At 37.0% G+C, this 16,834-nt stretch carries 14 protein-coding genes and 1 tRNA gene; 11 read left to right on the top strand and 4 right to left on the bottom strand.

The features are described 5' to 3' along the window. The first annotated feature begins 108 nt into the window (after positions 1-108). The 5 genes from EOD41_RS01105 to EOD41_RS01085 all read left to right on the top strand — a co-directional run bounded on the left by EOD41_RS01105 (position 109) and on the right by EOD41_RS01085 (position 5,448). A tRNA-Ile gene (locus EOD41_RS01105) sits at positions 109-182 on the top strand. 294 nt (positions 183-476) lie between these two features. Then, positions 477-1,709: a site-specific integrase gene (locus tag EOD41_RS01100; RefSeq protein ID WP_127702936.1), complete on the top strand. Its 1,233-nt coding sequence runs from the start codon at positions 477-479 to the stop codon at positions 1,707-1,709. Between the two features lie 84 nt (positions 1,710-1,793). Further along, positions 1,794-3,680 carry a DUF262 domain-containing protein gene (locus EOD41_RS01095; RefSeq protein ID WP_127702935.1) on the top strand — a complete coding sequence of 629 codons (1,887 nt, stop codon included), beginning with the start codon at positions 1,794-1,796 and terminating at the stop codon, positions 3,678-3,680. Positions 3,681-3,710: 30 nt separating this feature from the next. Continuing rightward, positions 3,711-4,787: a DUF262 domain-containing protein gene (locus EOD41_RS01090; RefSeq protein WP_127702934.1), complete on the top strand. Its 1,077-nt coding sequence runs from the start codon at positions 3,711-3,713 to the stop codon at positions 4,785-4,787. Continuing rightward, on the top strand, positions 4,780-5,448 hold the full coding sequence (locus EOD41_RS01085) for an MAE_28990/MAE_18760 family HEPN-like nuclease (RefSeq protein ID WP_127702933.1): 669 nt from the start codon (positions 4,780-4,782) through the stop codon (positions 5,446-5,448). The genes EOD41_RS01090 and EOD41_RS01085 overlap by 8 nt, the downstream gene beginning before the upstream one ends. 19 nt (positions 5,449-5,467) lie before the next feature. Here the strand turns inward: EOD41_RS01085 and EOD41_RS01080 are convergent, their stop codons facing one another. From EOD41_RS01080 to EOD41_RS01065, 4 genes are read right to left on the bottom strand one after another with little or no spacing between them, the layout of a single operon-like run. Continuing rightward, entirely contained in the window at positions 5,468-6,754 is a 1,287-nt protein-coding gene (locus EOD41_RS01080; protein ID WP_127702932.1) for a restriction endonuclease subunit S, read from the bottom strand. Next, positions 6,754-8,541 carry a type I restriction-modification system subunit M gene (locus EOD41_RS01075; RefSeq protein ID WP_127702931.1) on the bottom strand — a complete coding sequence of 596 codons (1,788 nt, stop codon included), beginning with the start codon at positions 8,539-8,541 and terminating at the stop codon, positions 6,754-6,756. Before EOD41_RS01075 ends, EOD41_RS01080 begins: the two co-directional genes overlap by 1 nt. Before the next feature lie 40 nt (positions 8,542-8,581). Beyond that, a complete protein-coding gene (locus EOD41_RS01070; RefSeq protein ID WP_127702930.1) occupies positions 8,582-9,592 on the bottom strand; it encodes a hypothetical protein in 1,011 nt (336 codons plus the stop codon). A gap of 4 nt (positions 9,593-9,596) precedes the next feature. Beyond that, positions 9,597-11,108 carry an AAA family ATPase gene (locus EOD41_RS01065; protein WP_127702929.1) on the bottom strand — a complete coding sequence of 504 codons (1,512 nt, stop codon included), beginning with the start codon at positions 11,106-11,108 and terminating at the stop codon, positions 9,597-9,599. A gap of 287 nt (positions 11,109-11,395) precedes the next feature. Here EOD41_RS01065 and EOD41_RS01060 point away from each other — a divergent pair, with 287 nt between their 5' ends. The 6 genes from EOD41_RS01060 (at position 11,396) to EOD41_RS01035 (ending at position 16,792) form a co-directional block, all read left to right on the top strand. Continuing rightward, complete coding sequence (locus tag EOD41_RS01060) at positions 11,396-11,725, top strand: helix-turn-helix domain-containing protein (protein ID WP_117381989.1); 330 nt, start codon at positions 11,396-11,398, stop codon at positions 11,723-11,725. Further along, complete coding sequence (locus tag EOD41_RS01055) at positions 11,722-12,042, top strand: hypothetical protein (protein ID WP_127702928.1); 321 nt, start codon at positions 11,722-11,724, stop codon at positions 12,040-12,042. The genes EOD41_RS01060 and EOD41_RS01055 overlap by 4 nt, the downstream gene beginning before the upstream one ends. Before the next feature lie 178 nt (positions 12,043-12,220). Beyond that, a complete protein-coding gene (locus EOD41_RS01050) occupies positions 12,221-12,643 on the top strand; it encodes a plasmid mobilization protein (RefSeq protein WP_127702927.1) in 423 nt (140 codons plus the stop codon). Then, positions 12,598-13,851 (top strand): relaxase/mobilization nuclease domain-containing protein, encoded by a 1,254-nt coding sequence (locus EOD41_RS01045; RefSeq protein WP_127702926.1) that lies wholly within the window; start codon positions 12,598-12,600, stop codon positions 13,849-13,851. The genes EOD41_RS01050 and EOD41_RS01045 overlap by 46 nt, the downstream gene beginning before the upstream one ends. 11 nt (positions 13,852-13,862) lie before the next feature. Then, complete coding sequence (mobC, locus tag EOD41_RS01040; RefSeq protein WP_127702925.1) at positions 13,863-15,797, top strand: conjugal transfer protein MobC; 1,935 nt, start codon at positions 13,863-13,865, stop codon at positions 15,795-15,797. A gap of 128 nt (positions 15,798-15,925) precedes the next feature. Continuing rightward, positions 15,926-16,792: an RteC domain-containing protein gene (locus EOD41_RS01035; RefSeq protein ID WP_127702924.1), complete on the top strand. Its 867-nt coding sequence runs from the start codon at positions 15,926-15,928 to the stop codon at positions 16,790-16,792. Positions 16,793-16,834 lie beyond the last annotated feature (42 nt).

The raw sequence follows: 16,834 nt of genomic DNA, 5'->3' as shown, positions 1-16,834 counted from the left end.
AAATTGTTAGTCACAGAAATTTGCAAGTAACCCTTGAAAATTTTTGATTAACAAAAAGAAAAATAAGATCTAAAAATTTGGCTTCGGCCAAAAGATAAAAAACCGTAAGCGCCTATAGCTCAGTTGGTTAGAGTAGGAGACTCATAATCTCTTGGTCCCTGGTTCGAGCCCAGGTGGGCGCACAAAGTCAGCCATCAAACGCTGTCAGAACCCTCTAAATAGCTTATTTAGAGGGTTTTTTCATTAATTATACCCTTCCTAACCCCAAAGAAAGCCAAACTTCTGAACACCTAACTGACTACCTGAATTTAGTTTTTACCTTAGGTGTTCAAAAGTGATGTAACATGCTGATAAATAATCTATTAGATATATTAAAACTTAGAAAAAAGGAAAAAGCGGTGAACACCTTTTGAACACCTGGAAACGAAGCTGATACAGGATGTAATTAATTCATTAATCATTAAAAATGTTATTGTATGAAAACATCACAGTCATTCCGCATCTACTTTACCATCAAGAGTGATAAGGAGAAGGACGGCAAGGCACCCCTATATGTAGTGGTGACCATCAACAAGGAAAAATGCTTTATAGCCTTAAAGCAAAAATTGGTTAACCTCAATATCTGGGATTTTGGAAAAGGTGCGGCCAAGGGCACCAAAAGCGAAATTAAAGAGCTGAATGCTTATCTGGAAGAGGTCCGCCTTAAGTTGGGCAACTGTTATAAAGAATTGCAATTAAAGGGAAAGCTGATTAATACCAGATCGATAAAAAGCCTTTTCCTTGGCGAGAAAGAAGAAGCCTTTACGCTCAGTAGCCTAATGAGCTACCATAACGAAACGGCCACCTCTGATTTGAAATGGAGTACGCTTAAACATTATTACGTTACTCAGCGGTATTTAAAGAAGTTCCTTGAAGAGCATTATAAGGCTACTGACATTTATCTGCGCGAGCTCAATTACAAGTTTGTGAAAGACTTTGAAGTCTTCTTACGTAACCACAAACCGAAAGATCATCAAAAGCCGCTTAACAACAACGGCGTCATGAAACACATTATTCGGTTAAAGAAGATGACCAACCTTGCCTTAAATCTCCATTGGATAGATGCTGATCCTTTTGCGACTTATAAACTTAAAATTCAAAAGGTCAATCGGGAGCAGCTATCAGAAGTCGAATTGAAGGCTATTGAAGAAAAGAAATTTGGTATTGAGCGATTAGAAATGGTGAGAGACATGTTCGTCTTTTGCTGCTATACCGGCCTATCATACGTTGACGTTAGCAACCTTGAGCCAGAACATATTGTGACTGGTGCGGATGGCGACCGTTGGATTAGGACATGTAGAGAAAAGACGCTTATACCTGTGATAGTGCCTTTACTGCCTAAAGCATTAGTGATTTTAGATAAATACAAAGACAATGAACGCGCTTTGTACGATGAGCGGGTATTCCCTAAAATTTCAAATCAAAAAGTAAACAGTTATTTAAAAGAGATAGCTGACCGTTGCGATATAACAAAGAACGTAACATTCCATATTGCCAGACACACATTTGCAACGACAGTAACTCTATCTAATGGTGTACCTATCGAGACAGTGAGTAAGATTTTGGGACATACAAAAATCACTACCACTCAAATTTACGCTAAGGTTGTCGAAAGGAAGCTGAAGGAAGACATGGACAATCTCAGGCTCAGGATTTCAAAAAACAAGTAATTTCAAAATATTATTAGTAAATGATTGACATCTTTTGTGATAAGATTAATTTAGTTTATTTTAAACCAAATTAATCTTATTACAATGTCCAACTACACTCTAGACACAGGTAAAAAATATATAAAAGAAATTTTCGCTTCTCATTGCTTTTATAATATCCCAGAATATCAACGCCCTTACGTGTGGGGGGAAGATCAGATCTCAGCGCTTTTAGATGATATCACTTCGGCAATGGAGCACGACAAAAACAAAGAATACTTTTTGGGATGTATGATATGGAACACCAAAAATGTTAAGGAAGGAGATATCGAATATGTTTGCCAAGACATTCTAGATGGACAACAACGATTTATTACCTTGTATTTATTACAGGCCGTTATAAGAGATTTTTCAACTAGTAAACAACTACATGACAAAGTTCAAGAAAGAATGCTTCAAGAAGAAGATCAATTTGATGGCATACCTAAAAGAAGCCGAATCGAATTTCAAATTAGGGATGACAAAAATTTCATCGACAACCATATAATTACAAAAGGTAGCACTTCTGATAATATAGCATTTATTAATGAAATCGCGGTCAATAGAGAATCGAGCACATCGATAAAAAATATGGCTAATGCGATTTTATCTTTGAGAAAATGGTGGTTAAAAAAGTTCGATGATTTAGACGGCGATGACGCAATTCAAAAGTATCTAAATGATTTTTATAACTATTTGTCGTTAAAAGTTTTAGCACTATACTTAGCTACCCCAGATAATTTAGATGATGCTTACAATTTATTCACTGTATTAAATAGCCGAGGTCTTCAATTACAAGTCAGTGATATACTTAGAGCTCAAAACTTGAGAGTAATTGCTGATGAAAAACAAAGGAAAGAATACGCAAAGCTATGGGAAACTTATGAAAGTAGCATCGATGCTCCTTACAAATCATTTGATGAGTTTCTATGGGCGATGGTATTTATAAAAATGAAATATAGAAGTGATGACAACTTAAGTTTAACAAAAGCATTTAATTTCATGTATGAGCGTAAAGTCATTCAAAAAGGTAGTGATACATTTGATTTTATTGGCCGGTATATAAAACACTTTGAAGCCGTTACTAGTAATAATTTTCAAAGTGATGATACTGGAAGTTTTTTTTCTAACCTCAATTATATCTTAACTTCAACATTTGGTAGCACATACATTGCGCCGCTGATGCATTACAGGGAATGTTTTGGTGAATATCGTATTGTTGAATTTATATTAAAATTAGATAATTTGTGTTCCGCTTCATGGCTATTAGGACATAGAGGATTGCAGTCGAGAATCTTTATGATGTTACGAAAAATGGATGATCTTACGAAATCCGTTCATTTACCAAAACAGGCAGCCGATGACTTTTTAAATAGCGATATATTGAAATATGAATATCAAGATGAGAAGGCGTCGACAGCTCTTGATATAGAGAAACTTTACGAGTTATTTGACAAGGAAAAATGGGGAAGTTTTTCTGGGACAAAAATCAACAAAACTCGCTACTTACTTTTAAAGCTAGATTTGCTATTAAGTAACTTTCATACTCAGTTATACTTTAACAAAACAATTTCATCTGTGGAACACTTGATCCCTCAAAAAATTGAAGGTACCACTTGGGAAATTAGTGAAGATGATCACAAGCAATGGCTGCACAAGCTTGGAAATATAATATTAGTTGACAGGAAGAAAAACTCTTCTTTAAGTAACTTACCCTACGCTCAAAAGTCTGTTCGTTACGCTGGCGCAATAGAAAACAGAGCCAATACCAATTATATTTTTATTACTTATAAAGATTGGAACATTGAAACTGTTCATTTTAATCACTTTAGAGTCAACAAACTTTTAAAAGATTACTATTCAGGAAACAGTTTAAAGGCTTTAAGAGATATCAAAAAAAATTTAAACCAAAGCAGCATGAATTATACAGATTACCTTAAAAAGACTGTATAGAAAATAAGTTATTAGTAAATCTTGTGCCCAATGAATCCAGAGAGCTTAAAAAACCAAATTGAAAAACAAAGAAACCTTCTAAATACTGATAGACTTGATTTGTCATTTGGAGAGATTATAAGTTTATACGAACGTAAAGAACTTATTATAAAACCAGCATTTCAGAGATACTTCCGCTGGCATGAAGAACAGAGAAGTCGTTTTATTGAGTCAATATTACTAGGCATTCCTATTCCACCAATATTTGTCGCTGAAGATGGTGATGGCGTGTGGGAATTAGTGGATGGACTTCAGAGAGTATCAACAGTGCTTTCTTTTTTTGGGCTCCTTAATTCATCAGATGAAGGTATAAGAAAAAACAATTATTGGGTGTTAACTCCTGGAGATCGCGTTGAAACATTAGAAGGATTTAACTACCAGACACTACCAATTGCACTACAGAGAAATATAAAAAGGGCTACTTGTAGGGTTGAAATTTTAAGATGGAACAGTAGCTATGACATGAGGTTTGAGCTCTTTAACCGATTAAACACAGGCGGATCACCTTTAACACCTCAAGAAATAAGAAATTGCATATATAGAGATATTTCGTCAAGATTTAATGATTTTTTGAAAGAACTAGCCAATGAGCAAATTTTTAAAGATTTAATTAATTTAGATTACGAACAATATGAACAATTATATAACGAAGAGTTAGCATTAAGATTTTTATCTCTTTTCAACAATAGCGGAAATATTCGGATAAGCATTGCGCATCACATGACCGAATTTATGAAGTCGGCGCTTGAAAATAATGAGTTTGATTATAATCGATACCGAGATGTATTTATGGACGTTTTCAGGCTGCTGTCGCCACTTAAAAGTAAGATCTTTCGTCAAAGGGATGGTCGATTTGCCACTTCCTTATATGATGTAATTACATTAGGGGTAGCTGAAAATTTGGCATTTTATAAAACGCAATCGCCTCAAGTCATTCAGGCAAAAATTGACAACGAGGTGCGTCAAGATACGATTTTGTTAAAGTTCTCTCGCAAAGGTGGTAACAATCAAATCACAAGAATTCAAAATAGAATAAAAGAAGCTAAGCGAATTTTTAGTAATGAATAGTACTGGAATCGTTTCCATTTTGGAAAATGACATTCAAGCTGATATAATTGAAAGAAAAGAGCTTCTTTTACAAACTAAAACATTTCATTTACGATATTCCTTAAATGCTAACGACCAACAATATTTCTTAAATTATTCTTTTCCTATCATATATTCTGTTTGGGAAGGGTTTATTCAAACCACGTTTCAAACATATGTTAGGGAAATAAATAGGCTTAATCTTAGAATGGAGGAATATTGCGATTCCCTCAAAATTTATAATTTGGAATTAAGAGTAAAACAGCTTAAAAAATACCCATCAGAGCTTTCTAAGAAAGTAGCAATGATTTCTAAGTTGCAACAGCTAATCAATAGTGAATCGTTTCAAATCAGTCCAATTGTTGATACAAAGAGCAACGTAGGCTTTGATGTCCTCAATAATATACTAGCTAGTTTCAATCTTAAACCAATTCCCGACTATTTAAGACCTCGTTATTCAATTGCAATTGAGTTAGACAAATTTTTGTTAAAGATAAGAAACGACATCGCCCATGGTAACAATGCTATAATTGTTACCACGGATGACGTATCTAGGGCTATAGAAGTAGTAGAAATATTAATGGATGAGGTCTATGAACGATTGAAAAATGGATTTATTCACGACTTTAGCTTCAAAGCCTAATGCAATCTTTAGCTATAACTTAATCATTCAGTGAATAAGATTCGCTGATGATCGCAGTGCGGTACTCATTTAGTAAATTAATTGTCGCCAATTCCTGAATTATTAAAGCATCAATGTTACTAGTAACGTTATCAAGGTACTCTACAATTTCAGCTTGCTCAGAGAGTGGAGGACATGGTACTGTGAAATCGTTGAATTCATGGCTGCGCATTCGCCATCTTCCAAGTTGGGATACGCCCTGGCCTAAACCATAAAAAATTCTATTTACGTAGCAAAGCTGGAAAAGATATAAATAATATTTATTACAAGAATTGTGATCGGTTAAATGAAAAACTCTATAATCAGGACTTGTAACACCAAACCATTTGGAAATATCGATATATCCGGTCAGCAAATCCATATGATTCATAATAAAATCTCCTGGTTCGACTAATTGATATTTGCTGTAATCAAATGAGATTTGACCTTTATTACTATCAATATCTTTTATTTTAATCCCTTTTTGAGTGACGGACAATACATCATGACCAAGGTCTCTTGCGATATTTTTCTTTATTTTAAAAAGAAACTTATTTTTCTTAAGGTTCCAATGGTTAGGTATCCGGCCCAGCCATTCCTGGCCGCTATCTTTCAGTAGCACATTTTTGTTAAGTCCGTTTGTTACGGCTTCGGTTATCAATGAGAATTTCTTCTCTCTTAATAATGAAATAATGGCTTCTTTACTTTTAAGAATCTCGTCGCAATTTTTTATTTTTTCTGTTAGGTAAATACCTAAAGACTTTTGTTCTTCTAACGAAGGAAGCGGAACTACAACGTTTTGAATTGCAGACTTACTTAACCCGAATCTGGTAACGCCATTAGCATTTATAGTAAAATAATACCTTACCTCTTGTGATTTTAAATACCAAAATAAGAATTGTGGATCAACAAGTTTTTCGTCAGGAACGATCAACGCCAAGTGATATCCGCAAACAGCCTCTGGAATATCCTCATTTATGTAAGTTGCAATACCAATATCCTCAGGATTCTCTGAATCTTTTGTTAAGATTATCCTCCCTCTTTCCAATGAATACTGACTCTTTTCGTTGTTAGTACAGGTTCCAGTTGACAAAATAGTTGACTGGCATATTATTTCATTTTTATAAGCTTGAGGATAGTGGCAAATAGAAACAGAATTTTCACTCTCGTATTCATGACGGTCTACTGTACTGAATAGTACCTGAGAAACATTCTTCAATTTAACAAGTTTCCAATTTTGACGGAATCTTGGAGACCGATTAGAAATAACATAACTTCTATCTACCATTATGTTTTTAATAAATTCTTCAACAATTCTTGAATTCCAGCCTGGTTTTTACTTCCGAACTCAATCGCCTCAATCTCCGCTTTAATTTCTTCTGATGGCCTTACCTGTTTAAATTGATAAAAATACTTGGTAAAGTTTATTTCATATCCGATTCTTGATCGATCATAGTCAATGTAAGCATCTGGAAAATATGGCAAAATTTCTTTGTTAACGTAATCATCTATATCAGTATCTAAAGGCACGATTTCCTTTATTCTCTTTTTCGGGTCTGGTTTTAGTCTGCCATTTTTTTCAACCACCTTTTCACCATTAACACTATATTTAGGCTGTTCAACAACAATTTGGTAGTAACCAAAAAAATCATTGTTGTAAATTTTACAGTAATCACCTTCTTCAAATTTCAAATAAATTTCCAACAGTCTCTCAATATGGAAAGGTTCGATTTTATTTCGTTTGTTACCTAAACTTCTCTTTTCTGGCCTAGAAAAGCCAATTACATTATTGTCTAAATTATCAGCGACATTTGCGTTAATAAGCTGTACTTTACCTTCTCGTATCTTAGATTTTTTATTATTAAAAAACCATAAATAAGTGTTTATGCCCGTATTGTAGAACAAATCCTTGGGCAAGGCAATTATACATTCCAAAAAGTCCTTAGTAATTAACCATCTTCTTATATCGCTTTCGCCGCTACCTGCGTTTCCACTAAAAAGTGGTGATGCATTTGTAACAACTGCCATTCGACATCCATCTGGAGACATTTTGCTAATCATATGTTGAATGAAGAGCAATTGTCCATCACTAATTGACGGTAATCCAGCAAAAAATCTACCTGAATACATTACGCTTTCGTTTCTAATGAACTCAGCATCTTTGCTCCAAGTGACACCATACGGCGGATTAGCAAATATGTAATCGAAGAACTTGTCTTGGAACCGGTCTTCTGTAAAGGTATTTCCATGACGAATATTATCAGAATTTTCACCAGTAATCAGCGCTTCTGATTTCGCTATGGCATATGACTGCTCATTAATTTCCTGTCCATATGTATTGACCTCTGGCTTATTTTTTGACGAAAAACAAAGTTCTTCTAAAATGTATTTCTTTGCAAGATTTACCATTCCGCCGGTACCCATTGTAGGGTCATAAATGGAAACTTGCATTCCTGGCTGGGTCAGTCTACGCTTTTCAGTACTAAAGGCGATTTTCACCATAAGATCAATGACATCTCTGGGAGTAAAATGCTCACCAGCAGTTTCATTGCTTTGTTCGTTAGATATTCGAATAAGTTCTTCGAATATATACCCCATTGTATGGTTGTCAACAGTATTTAAATGTAAATCAACTTGACAAATTGCATCAATCATTTGATAAAGCAATTTGTTTTTAATCAGTCTTCCTATTATTTTCTCGAATTGAAAATTTTCTAATATTTCTCTAACTTCTAGGTTAAATCCATCTAAGTAATTAATGAAGTCAATTTCTATATTTCTTGGAAACGCCCTGAGGGACTCCAACGTATGTTTCGAAATATTGTAAAACTGTAGTCCCCCTGCAGCTTTTCTTAGTTGAAAGTCAGTAGCTTCGTAATTCTCAATATTTTTAATATTCTCATATTTATCACGAACCTTGGTGTTTACCGGTTCTAACATACAATCTAACCTTCTAATTACGATAAATGGAAGTAGTACATCTCCAATTTCATTTTTTTTGAAAACATTCCATAAAACCCTATCAGTAATTTGAAAGATGAATGATACATCTACTTTTGGCGCTAGTCTCTTCATTTAAATTATAGCATTAGAACACCAATGCCCTTTACATATATTAATTAAAATTAATTACTTCTTTTGATTGTGTCCCATGTGGCACTTTCGAATATTTTGGATGTTTATCAAGTGTTTCTTCAATAATTTGTGATAGTTTATTTAGAATGATGGTATTAACATCCCGATAATTTTTGTTTCCTAATGAGTAAAAGTCAACCGTTTTACTTTTTGTGGTCACAACACCAGATGAGTCAAAATAAATTAAAGAGTCTCCACTTTTTATTCTTAGATAGTTTGAAATAATAAATCTGTCATGTTCATCATCAATGATTCCTGAAGGAACACCAATAAAATAAAGTTCTGGTGCAGGGCAATATTTATGCGTGACTTTTTTAATTTTCGTCGTTAGCTTTTCCAAATCCGGTCCCTCGTCATAATAAGGACTTGTATTAGCTACCTTAGTGTTTATTTGGTAGACAAAGATCAGTCGAGAATATCCCTGTTTATTTATGAAAGCATTTTTTAATATTAAATCTAGATTGTATTGGTACAATCCGAGATTGCCACCTACCTCAGGTCCTTTGAACATATATCGATCAACCACGACAAGGGTTGAAAAAGGCAAACCCAATATATTGAGATGATTTGTATACGTGATATCCTTTCCAATGACCCTCTCTGCGTGAAAAGAATAATCAATGTCAATTATTAAAGTCTTTAAGGCGTCTATTTCTTCGCCAACGCCTCCAGCAACTACAGTATGTTGTTTTTTTAACGAGCTAAGACTTGAGTCATCGAGTAAGTATATGCCATTTTTTGAAGGCAAATTTTCTTTCTTAATAGGCCGAACAATTTCATTATCACCGAATGTAAATTTGAAGTGGGTTGAGACACCCGACTGAAATTCTTCTAGTAAAACTTGCTCATATTCATCTAAATCTTCAGTCTTAAAATTAAGGTGAATACTCAATTGATTTTTGAGCATTCGCAAGGTATCTGGACCTTCTTTATCGTCATCAACTGTTTTTAAATATTTAATATAGTTCGCTTTATCAAAGTAAACAATCATGGAGTTAAAGGATTTTTTTAACGAGTTTACGGGTTTCGTCAAAGAAACCACTTCCAAATTCTTCGATAAATTTACCATCTGCACGGTAATTCATTTTCCACTGCGTAGAATCCATATCAAAATATAGAACTGAGAAAGGATTACGACTGTCAATGTCTGTGAATTCATTTTCGTTCACAATCACTTGTGTTTTGCGGATCATATACTCAGAATGTGTTTCGATGATGAAATTAATTCCATGATTTTTGCTTACATCATAAAATAAAAAGGAAAGTTTACTCTGAAATGCAGGATGAAGATTTAACTCAGGTTCTTCGATAATCACTGTATACAAGTGTTTGTCAATTTGTTGCTTGAAGATGATAGTGCTTAACCTAATTAAAAGCAACATAATTTGAATTGACCCCATTCCTTTATCAGCAAGGTGTATCGTCAAATCACCTTCTCGAATTATTAATTCGTACGCCTCGCCAGCGTGCATAACCACATCAAAGGATTCTCCTATTGCAAAGTACTCCTCACTCATCCATTTCAAAATAAATTGGTAGGCTGAGCTACTTGGATTCTTGTCAACCCCTAATTGCTTAAACTCGTGTATAGATTGCGATAAAGGGTTTGATTTATCACGTATTGAAAACAGGGCGGACTGTTTATTTAAAGAAGCGCCTAAATAAATATTCTGAACCTCTTTTCTAAATTGCAAAAAATCATCAACCGAGCGTTCAACCTTAAATTTGTTATCCTTAAAAGCTTTGAATCCTTCAAACGTGGCTTTTGCTTTTTTACCTCGCTGAATCTCTCGATATTGCACATCATACTCAGCTGAAAAGTCCTGAATCGCTTCTTCCAATATTTCCTGAATTTCTGATCCTTTATAGTGGGTTTGAAGCTGGAAATTGCCTTGTGATTGCTCCTTTTTTTTTGCTGCTTTAATTGTTGAGATTCTTTTTTTTAATGATTTAAGATCACCATTTTTTTGAATGTATTCTTGGCTTGTTTTCTGAGCTATAGATTTTAGGGCAAGAACTAATTCCTTCTCTTTATCTGCTAATTCGCTTAACAGTTTATCCTCTTCATCGATCGACAAATTTTGTTGGTCAACATTGTTTGAAATGCTTATTGAGTACTCCCTTGGCCGCACGTTAAAGCAGAATCCTGCTTTGATATCGCGAATTTCAAACTCATTGACACCAACTGTTGTGTTATCATTATCCCCGCTTACTGTCAATTTGAATTCAAAAGAACCTTGGGAAAAATGAAATGTAATGTAATCGTCAACCGCATGTTTTGACTTCGCTCGACCATAAGTTGATATGTTGGCTTCTTCAAGGTTTTTTTGATTAAAAGAAAAGGTAGATGTGTCATTAGACTTAACATAGTCAATGATCAGCAATAAAGCTTTAACCAATGTCGATTTTCCTGAGTTATTTCTACCAACCAAAAACGTAATGCTATTGTACTCAATCGGAACAAAGTCGCGAAAGCGACGAAAATTTTTAAAGCCAATAGAGTTCATCAAGTGAGTTATGATTTAATACGACTGAAGATTGACAAGTTCAAGACCTTCATTAATTGATCCCTCACAAGTCTAGAAACTTATAATTAAGGTATAAAAACAGCTAATTTTGAGTCATACAATGATTCGATACCAACAAAGATATGAAAATGTCTTATGTCGCCCTAATCTGACCGATTAAGTAAATTTCAAGCTCACTTTTTAATATAAAATATCCTACCTCGTACATGAGGTGTGATAAATTTATTTTGCAGTTCTTCACATTTGCCTTTGCTAAATTTTAAGCTATGGCAAATCATAATGAAATCCAACATGACTTTCCTAAAGTAAACCGTGATCAGCTCATCACGGTTCAGGACTTGCTAGACTTTAAACAACAGCTAATTGTAGACATTAAGAAATTGCTCAAGGAACAATCCGGCCAGCCCGGCCACCAGTGGCTGAAAGCTTTTGAGATCAAAAAAATGCTTCGGCTGTCCGAAAGCAAACTGCAATACCTTCGGGATAAGGGCTTGATCCCTTTCAAGAAATTAGGTGGTATCACCTACTACAATTCCGAGGAAATTGAAAAGCTGATGGCCTCCGGCAAGTTAAACGATCAGATGAAGATGGCATGAAACGCAAGGCCAAACGCACTGTGCCAAGGCAGCCGAATGGGGTCGGGAAAAGCAGCAAGAATACTGTGCAAATTCATGACGGCATGGGGACGACCATGCCACCCGACAAGGACGTTTTGCTGATCTATTTTGACCAAAAAGGCGAAGGCGAATTGGCTGAAATATTCTTTAACGAGCATGATGCTCGCGGATGGAAGACCCCGACTGGTGGCATTATCTACAACTGGAAAGTATGTGCAGCCGAATGGATCTATAACCATCGGCAGGAAGTGAAACGCAGGCTTAGGCTGTCTGCATTTTACAGTGAGCCGTTATAAGTTGATGATGTTGAACAAATCTTAATCGAGGACTTTGAATAAGGACGAGATTGCACTTTTGAGCAATCAGCAGCAAGATAAACCGTTGTCGGACAACGGAATCTTGCCCTCCCTTCCAAAGTCAGTTTGGGGGCACTATAAAAATCCTCCGAAGTCGGATTTTTAGAAGATGTGAGTTATGGAAAATGAAGAAGAGAACAGGTTACGAAAGATCACCACGCGATTTAAACCAGGTGAATTTTTACTGATAGACAAGCGTTTCAAAAAGACGCGGTTCAGAAAGATGAGCGAGTACATCCGGTGCGTTTTACTGGAGAAACCGATCACCGTAACTTACCGGGACAAGTCCATGGATGAGATGCTGGAAGAGCTGGCTTTACTGCGCCGGGAGCTCAATGCCATCGGTAATAATCTAAACCAAGCTGTCCGTCAGATCAACGCGGCACATGGCTCCGCAGACAACCGTTTATGGTTATCGCTTATGTCTATCATCAGGTCCAAAGTTGATCCCGCCATCGCCCAGATCAAAGACCGCATGCAAAACTTTTCAGAACTATGGTCGCAAAAATTAAAACCGGACGAAGCATCCTCGGGGCAATAAATTACAATGAGCATAAGGTGCGTTCAGGCAAGGCTGAATTGATCCTGGCACAGGGTTATTTGAAGGAGCCGCTTGACCTGTCTTTCAGCGACAAGGTGAACCGGTTGACTGACCTGACAAAACGGAATGAGCGCACACAGGTCAATGCCTTACACGTGTCATTGAATTTTGCTGTTGGCGAAAGTTTGGAAAAATGGACACTTCAGCAAATTGCCGATGAATACATGGAAGGCTTAGGATTTGGTAAGCAACCCTACCTTGTCTACCAGCATTACGATGCCGGACATCCGCACCTGCATCTCGTTTCTACCAATATTAAACCGGATGGTGAAAGGATCAGCTTTCATTTGCTGGCTAATAAAGCCTCTGAGCAGTCGCGGAAGCAGGTAGAGCTGAATTATGGATTAGTCAAGGCAGAAGATCAAGGCAAAGCACAACATAACATAAAATCTCTATCCCTGGAACAAGTAGCTTACGGGAAATCAGAAACTAAACGGGCCATCACTAATGTCGTAAGTGAGGTATTGCGAACATACAAGTTTACCAGTATCCCGGAATTCAACGCGGTTCTGAACGGCTTTAACGTGACGGCTGACCGGGGTTCAAAAGAATCCAGAATGTATGAGAAAAACGGGTTGGTATACTGGGCACTGGATGGTAAAGGCAGCAAGATCGGCGTTCCCATCAAGGCCAGCAGTATCTACGGTAAACCAACGTTAAAGGCGCTCGAAGGACGCTTTGCTTTAAATGACGTGCTACGCAAATCATTAAGAGAGCAGGTAAAGCAGACGATTGATGATCTGCTGAACAAACCGATTGGTAAAACCGAGTTTCAGTTAAAGCTTAAGGAACAGAATATTGAAGCCATTTTTAGGCACAGTGAGGATGGCCGGTTGTATGGGGTGACGTTTGTCGATCATAAAACTAAAGCTGTGTTCAACGGCAGTGACTTAGGCAAAAAATATAGCGCAAACAGCCTTTCACAATTCTTTGCACGATCAGAAGGAAGCATTAAACCAAGCCATAACGTTGAACTATCCGGCAATAAACATTTGCCTGATAACACAGGAATTACAGGTAGTAACAACTTCAGCAGTGGCAGTGCATTCCTAGAAGCCTTATACCAGGAGGAAAAACAAGATATGACAGCCATCGGCAGGCTTCAGCAAAGAAAGCGCAAGAAAAAACGCAGAGGACATTCACTTTAAATTTTACAGTTATGCAAACAGGTGAAAACGAACAAGCATTAAGAAGGATCATTGATTTTACCCGGTTTATCAGCCTGGCCATTCTTATCCTTCATTTTTATATTTCCTGCTATGCCGCATTTCAGCATTGGGGGGTGACCAAGCCGGTCATTAACAGTATCCTACTGTCTGTCTCGAAAATTACAGTCGTCAAAAGTGTACTTTATGCAAAACTTGCAGCACTGTGCGCTTTGATGATTTCCTTGTTAGGCAGCAAGGGGAAGAAAGATGAGAAAATCAAACTTAAGACGATCACTACCTATGCGTTTACTGGCTTGCTGTTATACTTTATCAGTGCAGTATTCCTCAACGCCAACTATCCGGTATCAATCAGGGCATCACTATATATCGGCTTAACCGCGTTAGGGTATCTACTGATCTTGTCAGGACTAAGTGCGCTGTTCAGAATGCTTAAATTGAAGCTGGCTGATGACATTTTTAACAAGGCCAACGAATCATTTCCACAGGAAGAGCGGTACCTTAACAATGAGTATTCGATTAACTTGCCTGCTATCTACCACCTGAAAGGTAAAGCGCGTAAAAGCTGGATCAATATCATCAACCCTTTCCGTGGCACATTGATAGGTGGCAGTCCGGGTTCAGGTAAGTCCTACTTTGTTATCCGCCACATTATCACCCAACATATTCAAAAAGGTTTTTCCATGCTGATCTATGATTTTAAGTATGATGACCTAACCAAGATTGCCTATAACGCATTGCTTCAACATGGTCACTTGTACAAGGTCAAACCGACCCAGTATGTGATTAACCTCGAACAGATTATGCACCGCGCGAATCCACTGGAGCCAGAAACCATGCTGGATATAACAGATGCGATTGACGCCAGCCGAACGATCATGCTTGGTTTAAATCGGGAATGGATCAAAAAGCAGGGAGACTTTTTTGTGGAATCACCGATCAACTTTATCACAGCGATCATGTGGTTTCTGCGAAAGTACCAGGATGGCCGCTTTTGTACTTTACCTCATGTTATTGAGTTAGCTCAAGTGGATTACAAGGAATTGTTTGAAGTATTGCTACAAGAACCTGAAATCGAAGTATTGATCAATCCTTTTATTTCTGCCTGGCAAAATGAAGCCTATGAACAGTTAGAAGGTCAGGTGGCAAGCGCTAAGATCAGTTTGGCGCGTCTATCATCACCGCAGCTTTATTATGTGTTAAGTGGCAATGATTTCTCTTTAGACATTAATAACCCTGACGAACCGAAGATCGTCTGCCTTGCCAATAAGCCGCAAAAATCACAGGTTAACGGTGCTGTGCTGTCCTTGTATATCAACCGCATTAACAAGCTGGTCAACCAAAAGAACCGCCAGAAATGCAGCATGATCTTCGATGAATTCCCAACCATTTACTTTAACGGCATTGACAACCTTATCGCTACGGCAAGGTCGAATAAGGTAGCGGTGACATTGGCGGTTCAAGACTATAGCCAGCTTAAAAAGGATTATGGCCGTGATCAGGCAGAGGTTATTATGAATATCGTAGGTAATATTATTTGCGGGCAGGTAACAGGCGATACAGCCAAACAGTTGTCAGAACGCTTTGGAAAAATTAACCAACAAAAAGAAAGTGTATCCATCAACAGTCAGGATACCTCGGTGAGCCGTTCTACTCTACTGGACTTCGCGATACCTGCATCTAAAATTGCTGGGTTGTCCTCCGGTGAATTTGTGGGCATGGTAGCCGATGACCCGACCAATAAGATCAGCTTAAAAGTGTTTCATAACGAAATTCAAAATGACCATGACAGTATACGCAATGAAGAGTTGAATTATCAGCCAATCCCTACCGTTCGAGATATCGATCAGGTGGAAGTCCTGCGTAATTACCAACAAATCAAAGATGACATAAAGGCTATCGTTCAAGACGTTGTGATTAATTCTTAAGTAATAATGCCAATCGTCATATTAACGTAATATTGATTTAAGGTGAAGTTAAACGAATAACGTGTCGTAACACGTTATTCTTAATTTGCGTATTAAGCAATAATCCTAATTACCTAATCCAACTCCTTATGCGCACTATCACCGAGCGTTTCTACAGCGCTTTAGAAAATCAATTGAACGAAATTTCCACGAACGGCGAACCTTTAGCCGAACAATACAAAGCTTCTATTATCCTTTGCAAAAAAGCAATGGCCAAGCTGAAAAGCTACATCTCCAGCTATTCTTTTGAAAGTATCGAAGACGAGATCCATTTCTTCAAAGAAGTAAAACCCCAATTCTACAGTAAATACATTTACTTCATCAGCGTTTATAACTACCTAATGAAAAGGCCGACAGGAGCCGAAGATCATTTAAAAGAATATATCAACTCTGAACTGGCCGATCTTAAACGTTATTTCGATCATAACGCCGCTTTTTATCAGTACTACCGCTCCGGTTCCACTCAGATGGATGAAGTGTATTTTACGCGTGGTGGATTTGACGTACATGTGGAACTGGAAAAATTTGAAGAAGACGAGGTGTATTCAACCAGTCACGACTACAAGCTTTCCAATATTATCGCGAACGAAAAATATCAGGACTTTTTAAATATCGAACTTCAAAAGCTCAATAATCATGATGAGCGCCCGCCAGAGATGAGCCTCGAATTGCCGCTCACCTGGACATTTTCAAAGACCGATCTGATCGAACTGATTTACGCGCTGGTTGCTGCTGGCGTATTTAACAATGGCAATGCGGAGATCAAAACTGTTGTTAGCTTTTTTCAAACGGTTTTTCATATCGAACTTGGCCAGTACTATCACAAGTACACCGATATAACGCGGCGAAAAAAGGATCGTACAATATTACTTGATAAGCTGAAGCTTGCCTTACTCCGTAAAATAGACCAAAAACTTGATGAAGATGGCTCTATTCAGCAAAAGCTAAAATTATAGCTATTTTCAACTACTTGTTTTTCAATCTGTTATAAAAAATTT

The sequence above is a fragment of the Mucilaginibacter limnophilus genome (assembly GCF_004005815.1).
In the GTDB taxonomy this organism is placed as follows: domain Bacteria; phylum Bacteroidota; class Bacteroidia; order Sphingobacteriales; family Sphingobacteriaceae; genus Mucilaginibacter; species Mucilaginibacter limnophilus.
The sequence above is the reverse complement of the archived record's forward strand: the minus strand, read 5'-3'. Positions and strand labels throughout refer to the sequence as shown.

What these genes read in the sequence shown, in the direction of transcription:
- EOD41_RS01095 (WP_127702935.1), top strand. Translation starts at nt 1,794, where the DNA reads ATGTCCAACTACACTCTAGACACAGGTAAAAAATATATAAAAGAAATT.
- EOD41_RS01055 (WP_127702928.1), top strand. Translation starts at nt 11,722, where the DNA reads ATGAAACGCAAGGCCAAACGCACTGTGCCAAGGCAGCCGAATGGGGTC.
- EOD41_RS01075 (WP_127702931.1), bottom strand. Translation starts at nt 8,541, where the DNA reads ATGAAGAGACTAGCGCCAAAAGTAGATGTATCATTCATCTTTCAAATT.
- EOD41_RS01070 (WP_127702930.1), bottom strand. Translation starts at nt 9,592, where the DNA reads ATGATTGTTTACTTTGATAAAGCGAACTATATTAAATATTTAAAAACA.
- EOD41_RS01080 (WP_127702932.1), bottom strand. Translation starts at nt 6,754, where the DNA reads ATGGTAGATAGAAGTTATGTTATTTCTAATCGGTCTCCAAGATTCCGT.
- EOD41_RS01060 (WP_117381989.1), top strand. Translation starts at nt 11,396, where the DNA reads ATGGCAAATCATAATGAAATCCAACATGACTTTCCTAAAGTAAACCGT.
- EOD41_RS01090 (WP_127702934.1), top strand. Translation starts at nt 3,711, where the DNA reads ATGAATCCAGAGAGCTTAAAAAACCAAATTGAAAAACAAAGAAACCTT.
- mobC (WP_127702925.1), top strand. Translation starts at nt 13,863, where the DNA reads ATGCAAACAGGTGAAAACGAACAAGCATTAAGAAGGATCATTGATTTT.
- EOD41_RS01050 (WP_127702927.1), top strand. Translation starts at nt 12,221, where the DNA reads ATGGAAAATGAAGAAGAGAACAGGTTACGAAAGATCACCACGCGATTT.
- EOD41_RS01065 (WP_127702929.1), bottom strand. Translation starts at nt 11,108, where the DNA reads ATGAACTCTATTGGCTTTAAAAATTTTCGTCGCTTTCGCGACTTTGTT.
- EOD41_RS01085 (WP_127702933.1), top strand. Translation starts at nt 4,780, where the DNA reads ATGAATAGTACTGGAATCGTTTCCATTTTGGAAAATGACATTCAAGCT.
- EOD41_RS01035 (WP_127702924.1), top strand. Translation starts at nt 15,926, where the DNA reads ATGCGCACTATCACCGAGCGTTTCTACAGCGCTTTAGAAAATCAATTG.
- EOD41_RS01100 (WP_127702936.1), top strand. Translation starts at nt 477, where the DNA reads ATGAAAACATCACAGTCATTCCGCATCTACTTTACCATCAAGAGTGAT.
- EOD41_RS01045 (WP_127702926.1), top strand. Translation starts at nt 12,598, where the DNA reads ATGGTCGCAAAAATTAAAACCGGACGAAGCATCCTCGGGGCAATAAAT.